16 protein-coding genes are annotated in these 19686 nt (G+C 44.8%); 7 read left to right on the top strand and 9 right to left on the bottom strand.

Going from position 1 to position 19686, the window contains the following annotated elements:
* Window positions 1-5: 5 nt before the first annotated feature.
* Window positions 6-1649 (top strand): BatD family protein, encoded by a 1644-nt coding sequence (locus DBX26_RS22200; protein ID WP_118120910.1) that lies wholly within the window; start codon window positions 6-8, stop codon window positions 1647-1649.
* A 75-nt stretch (window positions 1650-1724) separates the two neighbouring features.
* On the opposite strand, the gene pstB is transcribed toward DBX26_RS22200, so the two are convergent.
* The 4 genes from pstB to DBX26_RS22180 form a co-directional block, all read right to left on the bottom strand.
* A complete protein-coding gene (pstB, locus tag DBX26_RS22195) occupies window positions 1725-2474 on the bottom strand; it encodes a phosphate ABC transporter ATP-binding protein PstB (RefSeq protein ID WP_014234909.1) in 750 nt (249 codons plus the stop codon).
* 60 nt (window positions 2475-2534) lie between these two features.
* Window positions 2535-3398: a phosphate ABC transporter permease PstA gene (gene pstA / locus DBX26_RS22190; RefSeq protein WP_014234910.1), complete on the bottom strand. Its 864-nt coding sequence runs from the start codon at window positions 3396-3398 to the stop codon at window positions 2535-2537.
* A 22-nt stretch (window positions 3399-3420) separates the two neighbouring features.
* Window positions 3421-4353: a phosphate ABC transporter permease subunit PstC gene (gene pstC / locus DBX26_RS22185; protein WP_014234911.1), complete on the bottom strand. Its 933-nt coding sequence runs from the start codon at window positions 4351-4353 to the stop codon at window positions 3421-3423.
* Window positions 4354-4453: 100 nt separating this feature from the next.
* Window positions 4454-5275 carry a phosphate ABC transporter substrate-binding protein gene (locus tag DBX26_RS22180; protein ID WP_014234912.1) on the bottom strand — a complete coding sequence of 274 codons (822 nt, stop codon included), beginning with the start codon at window positions 5273-5275 and terminating at the stop codon, window positions 4454-4456.
* 348 nt (window positions 5276-5623) lie between these two features.
* Here DBX26_RS22180 and DBX26_RS22175 point away from each other — a divergent pair, with 348 nt between their 5' ends.
* On the top strand, window positions 5624-7267 hold the full coding sequence (locus DBX26_RS22175; protein ID WP_014234913.1) for a methyl-accepting chemotaxis protein: 1644 nt from the start codon (window positions 5624-5626) through the stop codon (window positions 7265-7267).
* A gap of 88 nt (window positions 7268-7355) precedes the next feature.
* Here the strand turns inward: DBX26_RS22175 and DBX26_RS22170 are convergent, their stop codons facing one another.
* Entirely contained in the window at window positions 7356-8699 is a 1344-nt protein-coding gene (locus DBX26_RS22170) for a DEAD/DEAH box helicase (RefSeq protein ID WP_014234914.1), read from the bottom strand.
* Between the two features lie 544 nt (window positions 8700-9243).
* Between DBX26_RS22170 and DBX26_RS22165 the strand changes: the two genes are divergently transcribed.
* Window positions 9244-9489 (top strand): Lpp/OprI family alanine-zipper lipoprotein, encoded by a 246-nt coding sequence (locus DBX26_RS22165; RefSeq protein WP_014234915.1) that lies wholly within the window; start codon window positions 9244-9246, stop codon window positions 9487-9489.
* A 21-nt stretch (window positions 9490-9510) separates the two neighbouring features.
* On the opposite strand, the gene DBX26_RS22160 is transcribed toward DBX26_RS22165, so the two are convergent.
* From DBX26_RS22160 to DBX26_RS22145, 4 genes are read right to left on the bottom strand one after another with little or no spacing between them, the layout of a single operon-like run.
* Entirely contained in the window at window positions 9511-10437 is a 927-nt protein-coding gene (locus DBX26_RS22160) for a L,D-transpeptidase family protein (RefSeq protein WP_024372651.1), read from the bottom strand.
* 6 nt (window positions 10438-10443) lie between these two features.
* Complete coding sequence (gene phrB / locus DBX26_RS22155) at window positions 10444-11859, bottom strand: deoxyribodipyrimidine photo-lyase (RefSeq protein ID WP_118120909.1); 1416 nt, start codon at window positions 11857-11859, stop codon at window positions 10444-10446.
* Between the two features lie 9 nt (window positions 11860-11868).
* Window positions 11869-12684 carry a MerR family transcriptional regulator gene (locus DBX26_RS22150; protein ID WP_118120908.1) on the bottom strand — a complete coding sequence of 272 codons (816 nt, stop codon included), beginning with the start codon at window positions 12682-12684 and terminating at the stop codon, window positions 11869-11871.
* A complete protein-coding gene (locus DBX26_RS22145) occupies window positions 12674-13624 on the bottom strand; it encodes a DUF523 and DUF1722 domain-containing protein (RefSeq protein WP_118120907.1) in 951 nt (316 codons plus the stop codon). The genes DBX26_RS22150 and DBX26_RS22145 overlap by 11 nt, the downstream gene beginning before the upstream one ends.
* A gap of 398 nt (window positions 13625-14022) precedes the next feature.
* Between DBX26_RS22145 and deoD the strand changes: the two genes are divergently transcribed.
* The 4 genes from deoD to DBX26_RS22120 all read left to right on the top strand — a co-directional run bounded on the left by deoD (window position 14023) and on the right by DBX26_RS22120 (window position 19463).
* Window positions 14023-14733, top strand: coding sequence for a purine-nucleoside phosphorylase (gene deoD, locus DBX26_RS22135; protein WP_014234920.1), 711 nt, complete (start codon window positions 14023-14025; stop codon window positions 14731-14733).
* 61 nt (window positions 14734-14794) lie between these two features.
* A complete protein-coding gene (locus DBX26_RS22130) occupies window positions 14795-16264 on the top strand; it encodes an IS1 family transposase (protein ID WP_118120905.1) in 1470 nt (489 codons plus the stop codon).
* A gap of 147 nt (window positions 16265-16411) precedes the next feature.
* Window positions 16412-17896 (top strand): hypothetical protein, encoded by a 1485-nt coding sequence (locus DBX26_RS22125; RefSeq protein ID WP_118120904.1) that lies wholly within the window; start codon window positions 16412-16414, stop codon window positions 17894-17896.
* A complete protein-coding gene (locus tag DBX26_RS22120; RefSeq protein ID WP_118120903.1) occupies window positions 17880-19463 on the top strand; it encodes a GGDEF domain-containing protein in 1584 nt (527 codons plus the stop codon). Before DBX26_RS22125 ends, DBX26_RS22120 begins: the two co-directional genes overlap by 17 nt.
* The last annotated feature ends 223 nt before the right edge of the window (window positions 19464-19686 follow it).

Raw genomic sequence — 19686 nt, 5'->3', positions numbered from 1 at the left:
CTGTGATGAAAAAAGGCGTAATGCTGGTTTTTATTTTTTTGACCAGCGTGTTATCGAGTATTTCGGCAATGGCTCAAAGTCTCGAAGCGAGTGTCAACAAAACTCAAGCCGTGAAAAACGAAGTCATCAACCTGAGAATCATGGCTGACACGGAGTTGAGTTCCGACGCGATCGATTTCAGTGTATTAGATAAAGACTTTTTCTTAGGGCAACCTCGCTACGGCCGCTCCAGCAATAATATTAATGGTCGTAAATATTTACGTACCGAGTGGAGCATCTCTATCGCTCCGATGAAAGAAGGAGTGTTAACCATTCCTAGCTTTACCGTGGACGGAATGAGTACTGAACCAATTAAATTGCGAGTAACCGCGAGTCAAACGGAACCTGATCTCGACGATCTGTTCAGCTTCTCAATGAGCGTCGACAACCATACTTTATACCCGCAGCAATCGGCGAACTTACGTATGCGGCTCATTATCAAAGCGGATACTCGTCGCTTGGACAACCCTAAGATCATTCCACCTAGCATTGACGGGATGAAACTCGAACCCGTTGGAGAAATACAACAAGGTCAGCAAGTCATGGATGGGCTTGAAGTGACGGTTGTAGAGCAATCTTTTCGTTTGACCGCGGATACTGCCGGCACTTACACGTTAAATGGTCCACAGCTGACAGGTTCGTACATTTACGGTGATAGCCTGACGGGTTCGACCAAGGTCATGCCAATCAAAACCAACATTGAACAAATGCCGATTACGGTCAAAGCCATTCCTGCGGAGTTTCAGGGGAAATGGTTGCCAGCCTCAGCGTTAGAGATGACGCAAAGTTGGCAAGACGACGAGGGTAACAAGTTATCGCCAAATGAACTGAATAAAGTAAAGCAAGGCTCTTCCATCACTCGCACTATTCAAATCAAGGCGCGTGGAACCCAAGCAGAGTTCTTACCTCGAATTGATATGGATTACCCAACGTCACTGCGTGTGTATCCAGAACAACCGCAGTTTGTAACGACGCGAGATGGCACTCTGGTCATGACGGTGAAACAAGTGATCATACCAACGGAAGTAGGCACTTATTCCCTGCCCGGTTATACACTAAACTGGTGGAACAGCATTCAGGACGAAGCCAAAAAGGCGACGATAGAAGCCATTGAACTGGATGTAGAGCAAAGTGATATGGGCTTGATTACCCTGCCAGAAACAACTCTGCCACAAACGCCAGTAACGACAGCGACTCCTGCTGCTCAAGGTGGCGTGAGTGAACTATGGCGAGTGCTCACTTTTGTCTTTGCAGGACTGTGGGTAATAACATCTATCATCACGGTTGTGGTTTGGAAAAAGCGTCCTCACGAAAGTAAAAATCAAGAGATAAATTCTCAAACTCCACTGAACGTTGACGGGCTTAAGGCTGTTATCAAGCAAGGCGATGCCGCCAAAATCGAAAGAGCCATTAACGAATATTTAGATGCAAACCGTGAATCGTTGAATTCAGAAGTCGTGGAAGCAGTGAAGCACGATCTAGAAGTGATGAATCAAGCCCGCTTCAGTGCCGAGCAGCAACCTTGGAATTCAGATTCTTTACTCGACAATATTAATAAGCTGTCAAAGGCGAAAAAAACTCAATCTAGCCCTGAGCTTGAAAAGCTATAAAAAAAAGCCCCTCATATAGAGGGGCAAAGTTACCATCGCTTATAGTTATGTATTTATGCCAATAAATATTGTTGATTAACCGAAGTCACCGTTTACGTAACCTTGAGTTCGGTCATCTTGTGGGCTGCTGAAGATCACTTGCGTATCGTTGTGCTCAACCAGTTCTCCCATCAGGAAGAACGCAGTGCGGTCAGAAATACGACGCGCCTGTTGCATTGAGTGAGTCACGATAACGATGGTGTAGTTCTTCTTCAGCTCTTCCATCAATTCTTCGATTTTGTGCGTTGCAATTGGATCAAGCGCCGACGTTGGCTCGTCCATTAGGATTACATCGGGTTCCATAGCGATCGTACGTGCGATACACAAACGCTGCTGCTGACCACCAGAAAGACCAAAAGCGTGCGACTTAAGACGATCTTTCACTTCATCCCAAAGTGCTGCGCCACGCAGTGAACGCTCAACCACTTCATCAATGTACTTTTTGTCTTTAACACCTTGAGCACGTAAGCCATAAGCCACGTTCTCGTAAATGCTCATTGGGAATGGATTTGGCTTCTGGAATACCATACCGACTTTAATACGAAGATCCGCGACATCAATATTGCCGTAGATGTCTTCACCATCCATCGCCAGCTTACCAGTAATGGTTACGCCTTCAATCAGGTCGTTCATACGGTTCAAACAACGCAGAAGTGTTGACTTACCACAACCTGACGGGCCGATTAGTGCCGTTACCTGACGAACTGGAATAGGCAGGTTGATTGATTTCAGTGCTTGGTTTTCACCGTAAAATAGGTCTAGGTTTTCAATATCAAACTTGTTCATGTTCTTAATCTCTTAAATCTTAAATTCGTGTCTTTTAACGTGCGTTCTTAATTTGTTTTGTTAGTAAGTTGCAGTGTTAAAACGTCTTGCAATCAGTTTAGTCACCATGTTGATCAAAAGAACAACCACAATAAGCACCGTTGCCGTACCGTAAGCCTGATTCCATTCCTCAACGGTAAACAGTTCGGTAGTGAGTTTGTAAAGGTGAACGGTTAGCGTACGACCTGAATCGAGTAAAGAATCAGGAATACGAGCCACCATACCTGCTGTCAGGAATACTGGAGCAGACTCACCAATGACACGACCAATACTAAGAATGACCGAGGTTAAGATACCTGGCATTGCGCTCGGAAGAATCAAACGCCAGATAGTGTAAATTTTAGAAGCTCCAAGGCCGTACGAGCCTTCACGATACGTTTGTGGCACTGCCATTAGTGCTTCTTCCGTGGTACGGATGATAACTGGAAGAATCAGAATACTTAGTGTCAGTGCACCCGATAGAATCGAGAAACCAAGACCAAGAATTGCCACGAAGAAAGTCATACCGAACAGACCAAAGATGATCGACGGGATACCTGCCAGGGATTCAGTACAGAATCGAATTACTTTCACTAAACGGCTACCGACTTTTGCGTATTCAGTCAGATAGATAGCCGTCATGATACCGAGTGGCGCTGCCACAGCGATAGATGCGATAACCATATAGATGGTTGACACGATCATCGGGAAGATACCGTGTTCATCACCTGTACGAGTGTAGTTATCAGTAATGAATTTCCAATCTACGTGTTGCAGACCGTTTGATAGGATGTACCAGATAATCCAGAACAAAAAACCTACCGTTAATCCTGCCGAGATCCAAACGAAAGCGTTAAAGACGTTATCTTTGAACTGGCGAGCTTGTTTTAGTTTTGCGCGATCCATAATTGTCACCTTTAACGAGCGATTACTTCGCTTTTTCTCGGTTTAGGTAAAGAAGTACAGCGTTCAACGACATGATGAAGACCAGCAGTACCACACCAGTAGCGTAAAGTGCGTTCGCGTGAACACCACTTGCGTAAGACATCTCAATAGCAATGTTCGCGGTTAGCGTACGTGCAGAGTCCAGAATGCCTTCTGGCATTGCCGGTGCGTTACCCATCACCATGATGATTGCCATCGTCTCACCCAAAGCACGACCGATACCAAGAATCACACCAGTCATAATCCCTGAACGAGCAGCAGGAACGAGCAATTTGAAAATCGTGTAGATTTTAGATGCGCCTAGAGCCAGTGAACCCTCTTTGTAAGCGCGAGGTACAGCACGGATAGACGTTTCAGATACGGTAATTACCGTTGGTAGAATCATCACACCAAGAACAATGATACCCGCAAGAATCGTGTTACCTGCTGGTACGTTAAAGATGTTTTGGATCAAAGGTACGATGATAACCAAACCAAAGAAACCATATACCACCGAAGGGATACCCGCCAACAGCTCTACAGCCGGACGAATGACGTCAGCTAAACGCTTAGGCGCGATTTCAGCGATAAAGATTGCAGTCAAAACACCAACCGGAACACCAACCATTACTGCGCCAGCTGTCGAAACAACGGAAGCAACAATCATGGTTGCAACACCGTAAAGTGCAGGTGGTAGCCAGTTTTGACCTAAAACAATGCCCGAGACCCCAACTTCTTGAAATGCAGGAATACTCTCTCGAACAATAAAGTAAGCAATTACTGCCAATGATACGATGCCGATAACGGCACTGGTGAGGAACAAGCCGTGGAAGATACGCTCTTTCCAGTCTACACGGCGTTTCTCGCGCAGGCCTGGCTTGCTGATAGCTTTAGCGTCAGTATTCATAAGCTTTTCACTATTTGTTGCGATGGTCATTTAAAAATCTCACGGTTCTGGTTGTTAGCCAATGAACGCTATGGATGAAAAGGCTCAGCCCTAAACAGTGGGCTGAGCAAACTTAAGTGTCACGATAAGATTAGTGAACTGAGATGTAACCGTTTTGGTCAACTAGCTTTTGAGCATCTTCAGTTAGCATCCAATCTAGGAATTTTTGCGTTTCAGCAGATGGTTTGCCTTCTTTGTAAAGCACAAGGAATGGGCGAGCTACTTTGTAAGAACCGTTTTTAACGTTAGCCACTGTTGCATCTACACTGTCGATTGCTAGTGCGTGAACTGTGTTGTCTACAGTACCTAGTGAGATGTAGCCGATTGCGTATGGGTTAGAAGCAACCATAGTTTTCAGTGCGCCGTTACCGTTAGCAACTTGAGCACGTTGAGAAATAGCAGAAACTTTCTTACCAGAAACTTTCATTTTTAGAGACATGATGTCTTCGAATGCACCACGAGTACCAGAAGCTGTATCACGAGTGATTGCAACGATTGGCTTGTCTTCGCCACCAACTTCTTTCCAGTTTGATACTTCGCCTTTGTAGATTGCAGTTACTTGCTCAGCAGTTAGACCTGCTAGCTTGTTTTGTGGGTTAACAACAACCGCGATACCGTCACGAGCAACAACTTCTTCGATAAGAGTTGGTTCTTTTTCTGAGTCTTTTAGGTTACGAGAAGACATACCTAGGTCAGCCGAACCATTTTTTGCTGCTTTAACACCAGCAGAAGAACCAGGGCCCTGAACTTCGATAAATACTTCAGGGTTCGTCTTCATGTATGTTTCAGAGAAAACTTCCATCAGTGGAGTTACGCTGCTAGAACCCACTGCAGAGATAGTTTCTTTAGCAGAAACAGGAGTCACTGCCATTGCGCCTAGAAGTGCGATTGCACCGATTACTGTCTTTTTCATCACAATTTCCTTAAAGTGGCTTTATTGCCGTTGTGTTTCACTTGAACGGTGCTCACTTTAGAACTCAAATGTGACAGTTGTGTTTCACTTAATTGAAGCCTCTATGACAGATTATCCATTTCGTAGGGGAAATGAACGATTAATCTGGCGCTTACATGCACCTCTGATTCATCTTTACCAATTACCTACATTTTAATTACCAATTGAATAATTATTTCTAACTTAAACTTTTCTTATAGCATTAAGGCATAGATAAAAACCACTAACCTATTGATTTCAAAAAGATAGCAATTAGAATCCAAATCTAATAATAAAAAACATAATAATTCATTCAGATTGAGGGTAATTATGCGTCAATTTCTAAGCACGCTATCTATTAAGTTACAGGTATTTTTACCTGTTTTATTTACTGTTGTTTTACTTGTTGTAGGACTCACTGTCGGGATAAGTAAGCTAGATCAAGCATTTAATAAGGTTTCGACGTCCACACACTCTCTTATCGTTCATAAAGATGACCTGAGCGCCATTGTCGATAACACCTATGCAATGCGCATTAAAGCCATTTACAGCCTGTTTCGTGCAGAAGATGTTCAATCCCTTAATCAAGAGTTGTCGCAGCGACAGGCTGAAAGCCGTGAATTCTTAGATTCCATTAATGATCTGCCGGGAGTGCAGTCAGAAGTGAACGCCATGCGCGAAGCCATGAACCATTATGTGGATTTCACACGTCTCACTATGACGCCATTACTTACCCAAAAGCACGCGAGCCAATACACCACTGCCGAGTTCAACCAGAATTTCGAAGCAGCCATGGTAAATTATCGCGTCGCGGGTGAAGAGATGATCAACGCCATCGACAACCTTTCAGAAAAGCTCAATCAGACCGTAATCAGCGACGTCCAAGCCAACGGAAAGGTGCATTCTGACACCTTAACTCAAAGTGCCATTTCCATCGCATTGATACTGTTAGTCGCATCTCTGATTAGCTGGATCTTAGCCAACTATATTGTGACACCAATTCGCAACTTGCAAAACACGATGCGTGAAGTAGCAAAAGGCAACCTGCTCGTAAACGCTGAGGAAATTGGCAACAACGAAGTATCCCAGCTTGCTCAAGATGTGAATCAGACTATCGAACAGCTGCGTAACACGGTCAGATCACTAGTGCGTATCAGCGAAGATGTCGCTTCCGCATCTACCGAGTTAGCCACGGTCATGACACAAAGCAGTGTCAATTCCGATCATGAAAAGCAGGAAGTCGAACAAGTAGCCTCAGCGATTAACCAATTGGAATCGGCGGCGACTGAAGTATCCAACAATGCCCAGTCGGCTGACACCGCGTCAACAGAAGCTCGACAGCTTGCCACAGAAAGCTTAAACATGTTCGAAGAGAGCACGCGTGCAAGCGCAAAAATGGCTGAACAACTCAATGCTGCAGCAGTAGTTGTCACTTCGTTAAAAGAACAGTCAGAGCAAATTGGACGCGTTATAGAGGTAATAGAAGGCATTTCTGAGCAAACGAATTTACTGGCACTAAATGCCGCAATAGAAGCCGCTCGTGCAGGGGCAAGTGGACGTGGTTTTGCAGTCGTGGCGGATGAAGTGCGAATGCTCGCGGCCAGAACTCAAGAATCCACCAAAGAAATCCAGGTCATCATTGAGGAACTTCAGCAACAATCCGGGACAGCAAACGAAAGCATGCACTCTAGCCTGGCTATGTTAAAAGACAACCAAGCTATCGCTGAAGAAGTCAGCCTTTCATTAAATAACATCAGTCAGTCTATCTCTGAACTGAACACCATTAACACGCACGTAGCGACAGCCTCAGAAGAACAGAAACAGGTTACAACAGACATCAACAATAACCTGTCAAACATCTATCAGCTGGTCAGCGAGAACGTCACAGGCATTACTCAGTCAGCGGCAGCGGCGCAAGAGCTGTCTGGCTTGGCAGAAAAGCAGCAACAGGAACTGAAACAATTCCAGATCTAGGCACTGATGCTTTCAAATTCGTAAAATCAAAAAGCTCCGCGATTGCGGAGCTTTTTTTTTGCTTAAAACAGCATTAAGAATCTAGAAATTAATCTTCTGCTTTCGGTTCTGCTGGCTTCTTTTTAGGGATGAAAACATCATCACCAACAGACACAGTTTTGTAGAAAGTCTTGTCGCGCTTAACTGGCTTCTTCGCAACTTTCTTAGCTTGAGGACGTGCTTTTTTCGTCGCGCCTTTCTTATTACGCATATCTGGCTTGCGTGGCTTCAGCCCTTTGAACTTGCCTTTTAAGTCTTCGAAAACGGAGAACGACAAATCTTGCTGCAGGTATGCTTCAACACGTTTAAAGCTATCCCAGTCTTTTGGACCAACAAGAGAAATCGCATCACCTTTATTACCTGCACGGCCAGTACGGCCAACACGGTGAACGTATTCTTCCGTGTGCTTCGGCATATCAAAGTTAATAACGTGCGTCACTGTCGCAATGTCCAAACCACGAGAGGCTACGTCAGTGGTGACAAGAATCTTAAACACCGCGCGCTCAAACTGGCTCATAATAGTATTACGTTGCGTCTGGTTTAAGTTACCGCTCAGTGCTACTGCCTTGAGTTTTTTCTCGTTCAGCTTCGCTGTAAGACGCTCAGTATCATCTCGTGTTGCGGTAAAGATAATAACCTGACGGTATTCGGCTTCAGCAAGGACACGTTCAAGAATCGCTTCTTTGTGATCTAGGTGATCACACAAGTAGAATTTCTGCGTGATATCTTTGTGCTCTTCGTTAGAAACACCGATAGAAATACGTTTTGGTGCATTCAGCATCTCAGAGGCAATGCTGTTTACTTCCGCGTGATCGAGCGTAGCCGAGAACATCAAAGTCTGACGACGACGGTGTTTAGCGGCATTATGAATACGGCGAAGCTCTGGTGCGAAGCCCAGATCCAACATACGGTCCGCTTCATCCAGAATCAGGGTTTCTAAACCTTCAAGGTATAAAGAACGGTGCTCTAAGTGGTCAGCTAAGCGCCCTGGTGTTGCCACGATGAATTTAGGGTAACGACGCAGCGCTTTCACCTGATCGTTAAAGTTTTCGCCACCCAGAATTAAGGCTGCTTCGTAAGACAAGCCAGCAAGCATCGAGCGAAGCTCACCATATACTTGTTTAGCCAATTCACGCGTTGGCGCCAGAATGACAGCTCGAGGGTCTTTCGCAGAAAATGATTTTGTCTTAAGTGACTTGTGAAGCATCGGCAATACAAACGCCAAAGTCTTGCCCGAACCCGTTTTCGAAGATGCCAATAGATCCTTGCCTGCAATCGCAACAGGAATTGCTTGCTGTTGGATCTCAGTCGCTTTTTTGAAATCGTAGTGTTTTAGGTTCTTCAACAATCGGTTGTCTAGGCCTAGATCTTTAAATTGCAAAGTATTCTCCAATAAATCAGTCAATATGAGCGCTCTGTAATGTCATTCCGCTCTAACGTAGCAATAAATAAAAGCCCGCTATAATACCGCAAATCATAGGAGTATAGATAGAGATCACACAAACTAATTATTGAAGAAAAAATAGAGTTACTTTTGAGACTCATACAAGTTCGGGCGGCACGGCTTCAATCTATGCCCTAAACTTATGTTCATCAATATACGGCTGTCATGGCGAATACGCGGATTATTAAGGCTTATCCATGCATATTGCGTTTATTTGCGGAGAGAAGCTTTCATTTGCGTCAATATCGTCTAAATTATTGATATCAGGAACGTGGCAAAAATACCTGCCATGAAGACTGTTGTTGGAGTCAATGAAGGGTTGAATACTGCCTTTTGTTAGGCTCAGGTAAAAGTTAACGTCAGGTACTCCATGAAATTCTTGGATTTTTTTGACTTTTGCTACATCATGTACTGATACAATGTATCCACATTTAACCTCGCCTCTAACAAAAACTATGGAGCGAGACTTTCACTATAAGCAAGGAGTTCTTATATGAACAAAACGTTGATCGCAGCTGCAGCAACTTCAGTACTTCTACTAGCAGGTTGTGCTTCTTCTGATGACGCAACTACAGCTAAACTAGACGAACTAAGCAATCAAGTTAGCATGCTAAGCCAAGACGTACAAACTCTTCAATCTGACGTTCAAATGTCTAAAGACGCAGCAATGTCTGCTCAAGAAGAAGCTGCACGTGCTAATGAGCGTATCGACAACATCGCTCAATCTTACACTAAGTAAGTTATAGTGTTATGCCGCGCCTCACGGCGCGGTTATTTCTACTGGTACTCCATTCTGCGCGGCAATCACAGCTTTTGCCTTCACATCCTTCATACCAAATTCACTTAACCACCAGCCTAACTCTTTCGGTAATTCCAATTCATCTTTCTTACCGTTGCTGCGAGTTAATGGTTCGTGAGCTTCAATAAAGACACTTCTGTCTGGTTCTAACGCCACTTTAACCGGTTGGTTAATAACCGTGACTTTTTCGCCTCGACGTACTTGTTCAAATAGCCATTCAATGTCGCTTGGCTCCATACGGATACAACCTGCGCTGACACGCATACCAATACCAAAATCTTTGTTGGTACCATGAATAAGGTACTCGCCGTTCCCGTAGGCTAAACGCAATGCAAACATACCCAACGGGTTATCAGGGCCAGAAGGGACAACTGCAGGTAAGTTAATGCCTTTTGCTTTGTATTCAGCACGAATAGAAGCCGGTGGTGTCCACGTCGGATTAGGACGCTTCTGACTGACACTGGTTGACATCACCGGAGTGTCACGCCCTATACGTCCAATCCCAACCGGGAATACGTGCACGACGTTCTCGTTAGCCGGGAAATAGTACAGGCGTAACTCGGCCAGATTGATAACGATACCCTGGTGAGCCACGTCCGGAAGAATGAGTTGGGTAGGAACCGTCAGAACATGCCCTTCTTGAGGAAGAAAAGGGTCTACGCCTTTATTCGCGGCCATTAAACCCAGCATACCGACGTCATATAACTTAGCAATATTGGCCATGGTTTCCCCGTTTTGCACAACGTGGTTTTCAATACGACCAATAAGACGACTGCTGTCTGAAGGTAACTCGTACATCTTAGCGAATGACAATCCACTCACTAATGACAATGAGACTGATAACAGGGTTCGTTTCGCGATACTCATCGACCGCTTCTTGCTAAGCATTTCACTCTATTCCTTGGCACTTTTAAAGAGCCGTAAGGTTATCTCTCTTTCTGCTTTATGATCAACCATCGGAGTGTGATAATCCAGTAAAGAAAAGCCTTCCCAAGTCCATGGTTTATGGAGGAACTTGTTCGGTACGCTCTTTATTTCTGGCACCCAATGACGCACAAAGCATCCATCAGCATCAAACTTTTCTCCCTGACTAACAGGATTAAAAATTCGGAAATAAGGCTGACCATCACAACCAGTCGACGCAGACCATTGCCACCCTCCATTATTGGCTGCAAAATCACCATCGACAAGCTGACTCATGAAGTACTTTTCACCCCAGCGCCAATCAATGTGAAGATCTTTGGTCAGAAAGCTCGCGACTATCATGCGTAAGCGATTGTGCATCCAGCCAGTTTGGTTCAACTGACGCATTGCGGCGTCTACAATTGGGTAACCTGTAGTACCGGTTTTCCAGCGCTCAAACGCCTTCTCGTCGTAAGACCACTGAATCTTGTCTTCCCAATCAATAAACCCTTTGCCTTTGACAAGCTTTGGTTCAAACACCAACAAGTGTTGGTAGAACTCACGCCAAATAATTTCACTTAACCATGTTGCTTTGCCTTCCGTTAAATCCGATTGCTCATTCTCAGCAAACAATCTGGCAATACATTGTCTCGGAGATAAAGCGCCGATGGCCAAATAAGGAGAGAGTTGACTGGTACCATCAATGGCCGGGAAGTCACGCTGCTCGCGGTATTCATCACTTCGCTCACGAGCAAACGTTCTTAACTGATTCAGTATGTCACTCGTTGAAGCCAACCAATGCTCGCTAGATTCACGTGGGTAATTGAACGTAAAATCATCATCAAAACACTCCCCCTCTATCTCTTTCAATACTTGCGGTGAAAGCGGTGATTGGGGATAGGGTTTTGCAACTCTTGGTAATTGAAACTTATGCAACCAGGCTCGTTTGAAGGGACTGAACACCTTAAAGTAGTCGCCCTGCTTGTTCAAAACCGTCGTTGGTGCATGAACGCACTTATCATGGAACAACTCAAAGCGCACACCTGATTGGTTTAATGCATCAGAGACTTCTCGATCAAGCTCCTGCTCGTTTACTTCATAATGGATATTTGCCATGACGCTCGTGGCATTTAGGGCTTTCACCCAACGGCCGATGACGGCGCTGCAACCGGAGAAATTGTCGACTTCTGCATACAAAAACGGAATGTTCAGCTCTGCTAGCTCTTGATTCAGGTGCTCTAAGCGACGAGCAATCAAGTCCGCCTGCATTGGAGCCATATCGTGCGATTGCCACTGCTGAGGCGTCGCAATAAAACAGGCGACGACAGGCTGCCCAGAGTCCAGGGCTGTCTGCAAAGCCGTGTGGTCTAACGTTCTTAAATCACGTCGAAACCATACCAGAATCATGATGTCTCCTTAGCTATTCTCTGCCTGTTCAAAATGAAGCTTCTCTATGACTTCTGAACATTGAATCTGGTTGGGGAATTGCGTTCGCATCGCTTTTAACACCTCAACCTGTTTGGCTGGTAGTGCTTTATTAGAAAACAGAAATATACGTTGATAACGATCGACAACCTGATGTTCTGCCAAGCCTGAAATGTCATTAACGTTAGCAATTAAGGTTGTGTGATAACCTTGCTCACAACGTATTGCGGCTTGAATCCAGCTCTCTGCTTCTCGGGTTTGTTCAAAGCAAACCAGCAAACACTTCCCTTTTGAAGATGCCTTGTTTTCAGAGTCAACGATAAGGGCCAACCGTTTGATCAGGCATGTCTGGAACAACCCCATCTGTATTGAGCGAAGCGATCCTTTCACGAGATCTAATGCTTCAAATACCGGATCAATAAACTGTTCAACGACTAAATTGAGAGGGTATTCTTTCATTACCGATGACAGTACACTCTCCGTCTTGGCATGATTCAGATCAGATAATGCAGACAGCAGCGTTTCCACTTCTTCTAAAGTCGCAGGCTCAGCGCTCATGTCTAACTCATCGGCTTTGCCCAGCAGGCCTTTCACCTTGCCAATTGCGATGCCTTTCGCCAGCCAACTTTGTATCTCTTTAATCGTGTCAATATCCTGCTGGCGATACAAACGATGTCCTTTGTCTGTCCGCTGCGGCTGAATCAAATTGTATCGCCTTTGCCAAGCTCGCAAAGTGACGGGCTTTACTCCGGTTATCTCTGCAACATCTCTAATTGCGTACAGTTTTTCTTCTGAACTACAAACCATAACGTAATCTCATCTCCTGCGGGTGCGGCTCTAAAAATTTTTGTTTCTGTAAATACTCGTCTGGGTAAGTATTTAGATAGTGTTTAATCAGTGTTAGCGGTGCGAGCAAAGGCAATAGGCCCGTGCGATAATCGTGAATAACCGTCGCTAACTCTTCTTTTTCGTCTTTAGTTAAGGCACGTTTAAAGTAACCCTGAAGGTGCATCAATACATTGGTGTTATTTTTCCGACTGGCACGGTTCGAAAGTGCTTTCATTAGCCCCAGACGATACTCTGCATAAAAATCTTCAATCTCGTAGTTGGCAACTTCTGCCACTAAACGTCCCAACGCTCGGTATGATTCTGGATGGTGGGCCATCAGCGTTAATTTATAACGAGAGTGGAAATCAATAATTTTGCCACGGGTCGGCTCACCGGCCATGGATTGATAAAAGTCATTCAGGCAGTAAACGCGAGTGATGAAATTCTCTTTAAGCACAGGATCATTTAAGCGGCCATCTTCTTCAACTGGCAACCATGGCATCTTTTGCATTAGCGTTTGCGTGTACAGCCCCACCCCTTCTTTAGAAGCATTATTCTTGCTGTAAACTTTAACCCGTTCCATGCCACAAGTAGGCGACTTGGCACACACAATGTAGCCACATAGCTGCTGCTCCTGTAACTCATCTACTTTATTAGCCGAGTACGCCAGCATGTTGTCCGTGTGGTCATTCTCAGGATTTTTTGTTTCAACGAGCGCAATCCGCTCTTCATCAAAGATGAGACGAATCGTAGGTCGCGGCACTGGCATACCAACCCCAACCTCTGGACAAACAGAAACGAAATCGAAGTAATTGCTGAGCTCTTTAGTCACAAAGTTGCTGACCTTGTGGCCAGAATCAAAACGAACACGCTCACCAAGTACACAAGAACTGATACCAACTTTGATTGAAGATTCCATAGTAACGCCATCCCTATACAAAAGGTTTTGTTGTATAACTTATAGCAAGTTAGTTTTAATTGTACAAGAAAATAAATTGTACAATTTAATCGTTTTACTTAGCTAATTTGAATTTCGATCACCGATAATCAAAAAAGAATTTCCGCTCAAACCAGCAATTCTGTGTGCGCCGTCAACAAACCTGCGTCAAGCAAATCGATTGCCTTTTTGCTTTCAACAGATTTGGTTATAATGATTGGCACTGGCTTCCATAAGGGCGCTTTTTGTGACCAACCTCTCAAGGGTAAGGTGTACTCCCCGATATTATTGCCTCAACGAAAACGAACGAATTCAACAGAATTGGTAACAGGCATCTATACTAGGGCCTGTTTTATCAAACAAAACTTTGGAGAGCACTTATGGCAACCCCACACATCAACGCACAACCAGGTGATTTCGCTGAAACAGTTCTAATGCCTGGCGATCCTTTGCGAGCTAAATACATTGCAGAAACGTTCCTGGAAGATGTGAAGCAAGTTTGTGACGTTCGAAACATGTTCGGCTTCACTGGCACTTACAAAGGCAAAAAAGTATCAGTTATGGGACACGGTATGGGTATCCCATCATGCTGCATCTACGTACACGAGTTGATCGCTGAGTACGGCGTGAAAAACGTTATCCGTGTTGGTAGCTGTGGTGCTGTTCGTGACGATGTAAACCTGATGGACGTTGTTATCGGTATGGGTGCTTCTACAGACTCAAAAGTTAACCGTATCCGTTTTAACAACCACGACTTCGCAGCAATTGCTGACTACGGTCTGCTAGAAGAAGCGGTAAAACAAGCTCGCCAGCAAGAAGTACCAGTTAAAGTGGGTAACGTGTTCTCTGCTGACCTGTTCTACACACCAGAAGCAGACATCTTCGAGAAGATGGAAAAACTGGGTATCCTAGGTGTAGATATGGAAGCGGCTGGTATTTACGGCGTAGCTGCTGATTTAGGTGCTAAAGCACTGACTATCCTAACGGTTTCTGACCACATTATCCGTGGCGAAAAACTAAGCTCTGAAGAGCGTCAAAAGTCATTCAACGACATGATGAAAGTTGCACTAGAAACCGCAATCAACATCTAAGTCACTTGTTATTTGCAGCCAGTGCCTGACTGGCTGCCCGAATTACCCAGAGGGGGCGATCGTGTCTAACGGCGAACTGCCAAAAGATGCAGATGGGTTACAACTCAACTTTTGTAAAACATTGGCGTGTGACAACTTTGGATTGAGTGATGCAAAACGTTACGTTCTGCAACATGCTAACCCCAAGCGTCCGGCGATGGTATGCCGTGAATGTGGAGCTTTCCCCCCCTTACTTAACAATCGCGATGTCGTGAACGAACTTCATCGTCTGCGGCACGTTCATAGTGACGGCTTACCTGCTTGTCGCAATAATGACTGCGATAACTTCGGGCTCTCTGTCCATACTCATAAACACCTCTACCACGCGTTCGGTTACAGTGGCGATCGCCAGCGTTACCGTTGTAAAGCGTGTCAAAGTACGTTCGTCGACAAGTGGTCCGGTGCGAACAAAAAGCTACAGTTCCAAGAGAACCTGATGGCGCTGCTATTCACAGGGTACTCTGTCCGCGAGATCTGCCGCAAACTCAGTATCAACCCGAAAACGTTTTATGATCATGTAGATCATATTGCGAGTCGCTGTCGCCGTAAATTAGCGACGATTGATGCTCGCTGGGTAAACCATGCAAATCGCTACGAGTTAGCGTCAAATTACATCACTTTGCAGCCGAAGAGTAACAACGGCGTATACTGGATCGTCTCCGGTGAAGCGCATTCCGGTTATATTCTCTGCCAACACGTTAACTACGCTTCTGATGAAGAGCCAACGGGTAGCGTTGATCATAACCCGTACGATCAGGTATCTCGTTTTGTCTCACAAGAGTACACGGCAGAAGCCAGCGAGCCACCAGCGGCGCCCTCAAGCAAACTTCGTGAACGCATCGACCAGAAATACCAGACCATTTTGGCTCGCGGTAATGTGGAAGATCCGCTTGGGAATCTGGCCGTATTTCATTACCCATCAAAAGGCGCGATTGTTCGACCACCTTATACTTCGTACGCGCATTATTTACATGTCCTCGATATGTGCAGCCCAAGCAAACGCGTGTCTATCTACATGCCTCAGGATCCCCTGCTTCGCTCTGCGGCGTTGAGCGTCTGTTTGTCTCGTATTAAAGAAAAAAATATCGATTTAATGTACGTCGACGAAGATCCAGCATGGGACATGCGATTACCATTCGGTAAAATTGATATTGCCTATATGAGTTGGTGGCGAGACCGTTGGGCTATCTCAAACCAAGGAGATAACAGCAAGGGCATTTGTTACCTCGCTGGTGATCATAATGAGCCTGAAAAATGGTTCAATGTTGCAACAACACGACAAGTGCAATTCTACCAAAATCGATTCCAGCTACTTTTTGAAAGCTTCATCAACGAGCCGCGTCGCAAATTAAGACCTGGAGGTCTATTACCTCTTTTAGACATCTTCAGAGCTTGGCATAATTTGTGCTATCAAGATAAAGAAGGTCTCACAGCGGCGCAAAGGCTCGAAGTTACTGACGCACCTTTGACGATTAAACAGCTCCTATCCTAACCATCTAAATCATTAGGAGTGCTTACGATATCAATGAGATCTCCTGATGATTTATGAAGTAGTACTTGATCTGCTCTCGTAATGAAATGCGCACCTAGCGATAAAGTTAAGGTGTAAATTCCTGCTCGATGGTCATGGATGTAAACGTTGGATAGAAGCAAAACTCAGCTAGCATGTGAGCTAGCACTGCTTAAAGAGCAAGTTAGTTCTCAACCCAAATCCACTCTGCGTAAAGCTGAGCAGTTTCGTGTTACCGCAGAACAAATGCTGTTTAGCGAAGGCGAAATCCAAGCCTTACTTATCATGTCACACTGTTGCTGGTGTGCTATGGATTATCGTCAAGGGCTTAAGCTGATAAAGACCGCTTACGATAAGCAGAGCCGGCTTGAAAACGACGACTACCTTCCAGAGATTCTTCACACCTTTGCGCTTCAGTACTGGGGGCAAGCCAAATATTTCTCAGCTCAGAAATACTGGATTAATGCACTCGAACAGTCCGTCCTGAACAATAACATCGAAGTCCAACTTGAATCTCTGATTGGGCTCGGTAACGTTTGGCGTATCACCAATCAACACAAACTTGCCACATCAACGCATGAGCTAGCCGTAAAAGTGGCGAACAATGTCCGTATCTCCAGCCTGGAAGGAAAAGCCCGTATCTTACTAGCATGGGATTACTACCTGCAGAAGGATTACGTCAAGATGTTAACTGTGCTTGATGGCGCAGCCGAAGTGCTAAAAGATCATCAAGACTCGACTTGGCATGCCGAAATATGGGACTTCAAAGGGCTGGCTTTACTTGGATTAGAGAGATTAGACGCCGCAGAAGTTGCAACGAAAAAAGCGCATCAGATAGCTATGGAGCATGATCTAACCTGGATGAAAGCCCATTCGTCCATTAGCAGAGCTCGTCTGGAACTTCTGCATAACAATACCGAAAATGCGACGAGATTGTTAATTGCCGCCGAAGAGTCCGCCCGGCATTTTGATAAGGGTGAGTTACTTAGTCAGATTTGCTACCAGCAGTCACGCGTTGCAGAAGAACAAGGTCAGTTTGAAGCCGCATTCCACGCTTTCCAAAAATACCGGAAACACTCGCTTCAAACGATAAAAGATCAAAGGCATCAACTCAGTCCGGATAAAGCGCACAGCTCCAAGCGCAAACTTGAACAGCGCGCTCGTAAACTGATCAATCATATTCGCTCTCAACATGAATACGATCCTGAAAAAAATCTTTCTAACGTTGTCTCTGAAACCTACTGGTGGGAGCAACTCGTTCTGTTCAAAAGTGAACTTACACAGTCGAATCACGCGATTATCATGATTCATCACACCAATCCGGCTTTTTTGGATGCCTGTACTGAACTCGTTCACTCTTTAACCGCACCAACCGATTTAGTATCCCGGCTTTCTACTGACAGGCTCGCCATGTTAATAGCGGACAAAGGTCAGGCCGCCGAATCGCTATATAAAACGGTCCAGTCCATGATGAACATTTACCCATGGGAGAGACGAGGTCTGAAAGGACCAACGCCCACCCTATATTTACAAGATATTCTGACTTTCCCGTTCACATTAGAGCAATTGGAAGAAAGCCACATAGAGGTAATGAAAAATGGAACAATTGCTTAATAAAGTGACTCAGGCTGGCATTGACCCTTCATCGGTGACTGGTGAAGATGCGATAGCACTGTGGAAACATATTCGAGATCACATCGCCGAAACCCCTCTCGAAAAAGCACATTGTTATATTATCAGTGCAGAGTATCGCCAAGAGATAAGACAGCTAAGCGACAGTATTGACGAGCTCAGACAAGCCTTGGAACATCTCACCCTACCTGCGAATGCCGAGGATATTTTGTCGGTAAAGTCGAGTTTATGTGAACATCTGGTTGATGTCGGTGATTATGATTCAGCGATGATCGAGTATATTAAATCAACAAATATCGCGGTTGATTACGGTTTTATAGACGAGTATGTATTAGCGATAGTCGGTATGGGTAACTTGTGTGATGCCTATGGTGATCACGAACGTGCGCTGCGTTTTTATAAAAAAATTGAAGCAATAGACCATGCGATCAGCAGCCGTTCCTTGCGTTTACGCTACAAGCTATACATGCTCGCGTGTTACATCAGTCTAAAACACACAGATGATGCTATGGAGCTGCTCACTGAATGTGAAGAGCTCAGTATTCTGGTCAGCGATAAAAACCTCGCTGGTCAAATTCACCTTTACCGAGCCAAACTGCATCAATTGAACCATGACTATTCAAACGCTTTACTTGCACTTTCTAGTGTCCAGTATACTTCGGGCAGCTCCACAACGTTTTGGTTGTCTGCGATGGTCAAAATGGAGACGGCTTGCTGTCTCAATGGAAAAGGTAATACGGCGTTAGCAAACCTAATTATGGGTTCAGTGGAAAAGCGTATAAAGAAACACTCTTCCGCGATGCTTGCCCGCACATTTTATAATATGATGAGTAAAATTAGTGCTTCTCAAGGTCAGTTTGAGCTCGCACTTGATTGCGAAAAACGTGCATTTAATATTGAGTCTGAACTGGTTAGGCAAATACCTATCAGTGAGCTAGGTTCTGCTCAGTTACATCGTCTGGATCGCTTTGAATTACAGCTCAAACTTATCTTGTCAGAGATCGAAAACAAAGAGCTCAAAGAGACGACAAAACAACACAAGAATACCGTTGCTCAATTGCAGCAGGACGTTTTTACCGACCCATTAACGTCGTTACACAATCGCCGCTGGTTAGAAGTGAAACTGAAAGACTTGCTGCTTCGCGATACAGCTTTTGCTCTTATGGTGATTGATATTGATCACTTCAAATCCATCAATGATGAACTGAGCCATTTAGTCGGTGACAAAGCAATCCAGAGCGTTTCAACACATTTATCCAACTACTTTAACTTTTCAGGCGCTTCATGCATCCGCTTTGGTGGTGAAGAGTTTCTCGTCATACTTGAAAACGACAAACTAGAACATGCCGAGATCCACGCAGACCATTACCGGGAGCAAATTTATCACTACAACTGGCGTGATATTTTAGGTGAGCGCGGCCTCACGGTTTCTATCGGTATTACTGTTCACCGAGAGGGTGAAAATACACAGCGTACTTTTTACCGTGCCGATAAAGCGCTTTACCGCGCGAAAGCCAATGGCCGCAACCAAGTTTGTACCGAGTTATAAATGATCCCAAGCTTTTGAGCGACAGAACGGTTAACGTTTAAGTAATCGCCAGCATAGCAGCAGTAATTTTCTCTGCTGCTTCTCCTAAGTACTGCAATTCGTTTCCATTCCTTCCCATATAGGTCTATTACTTAACTATTAGGGGGCCAAGTTGTTTTAAACAACCGACGTATCAAAAGGCTGTAATTCTTCCAGACAATTGATGATTGCAATCCCTATGTAA

The sequence above is a fragment of the Vibrio sp. dhg genome (genome assembly GCF_003443775.1).
GTDB lineage: Bacteria > Pseudomonadota > Gammaproteobacteria > Enterobacterales > Vibrionaceae > Vibrio > Vibrio natriegens.
The sequence above is the reverse complement of the archived record's forward strand: the minus strand, read 5'-3'. Positions and strand labels throughout refer to the sequence as shown.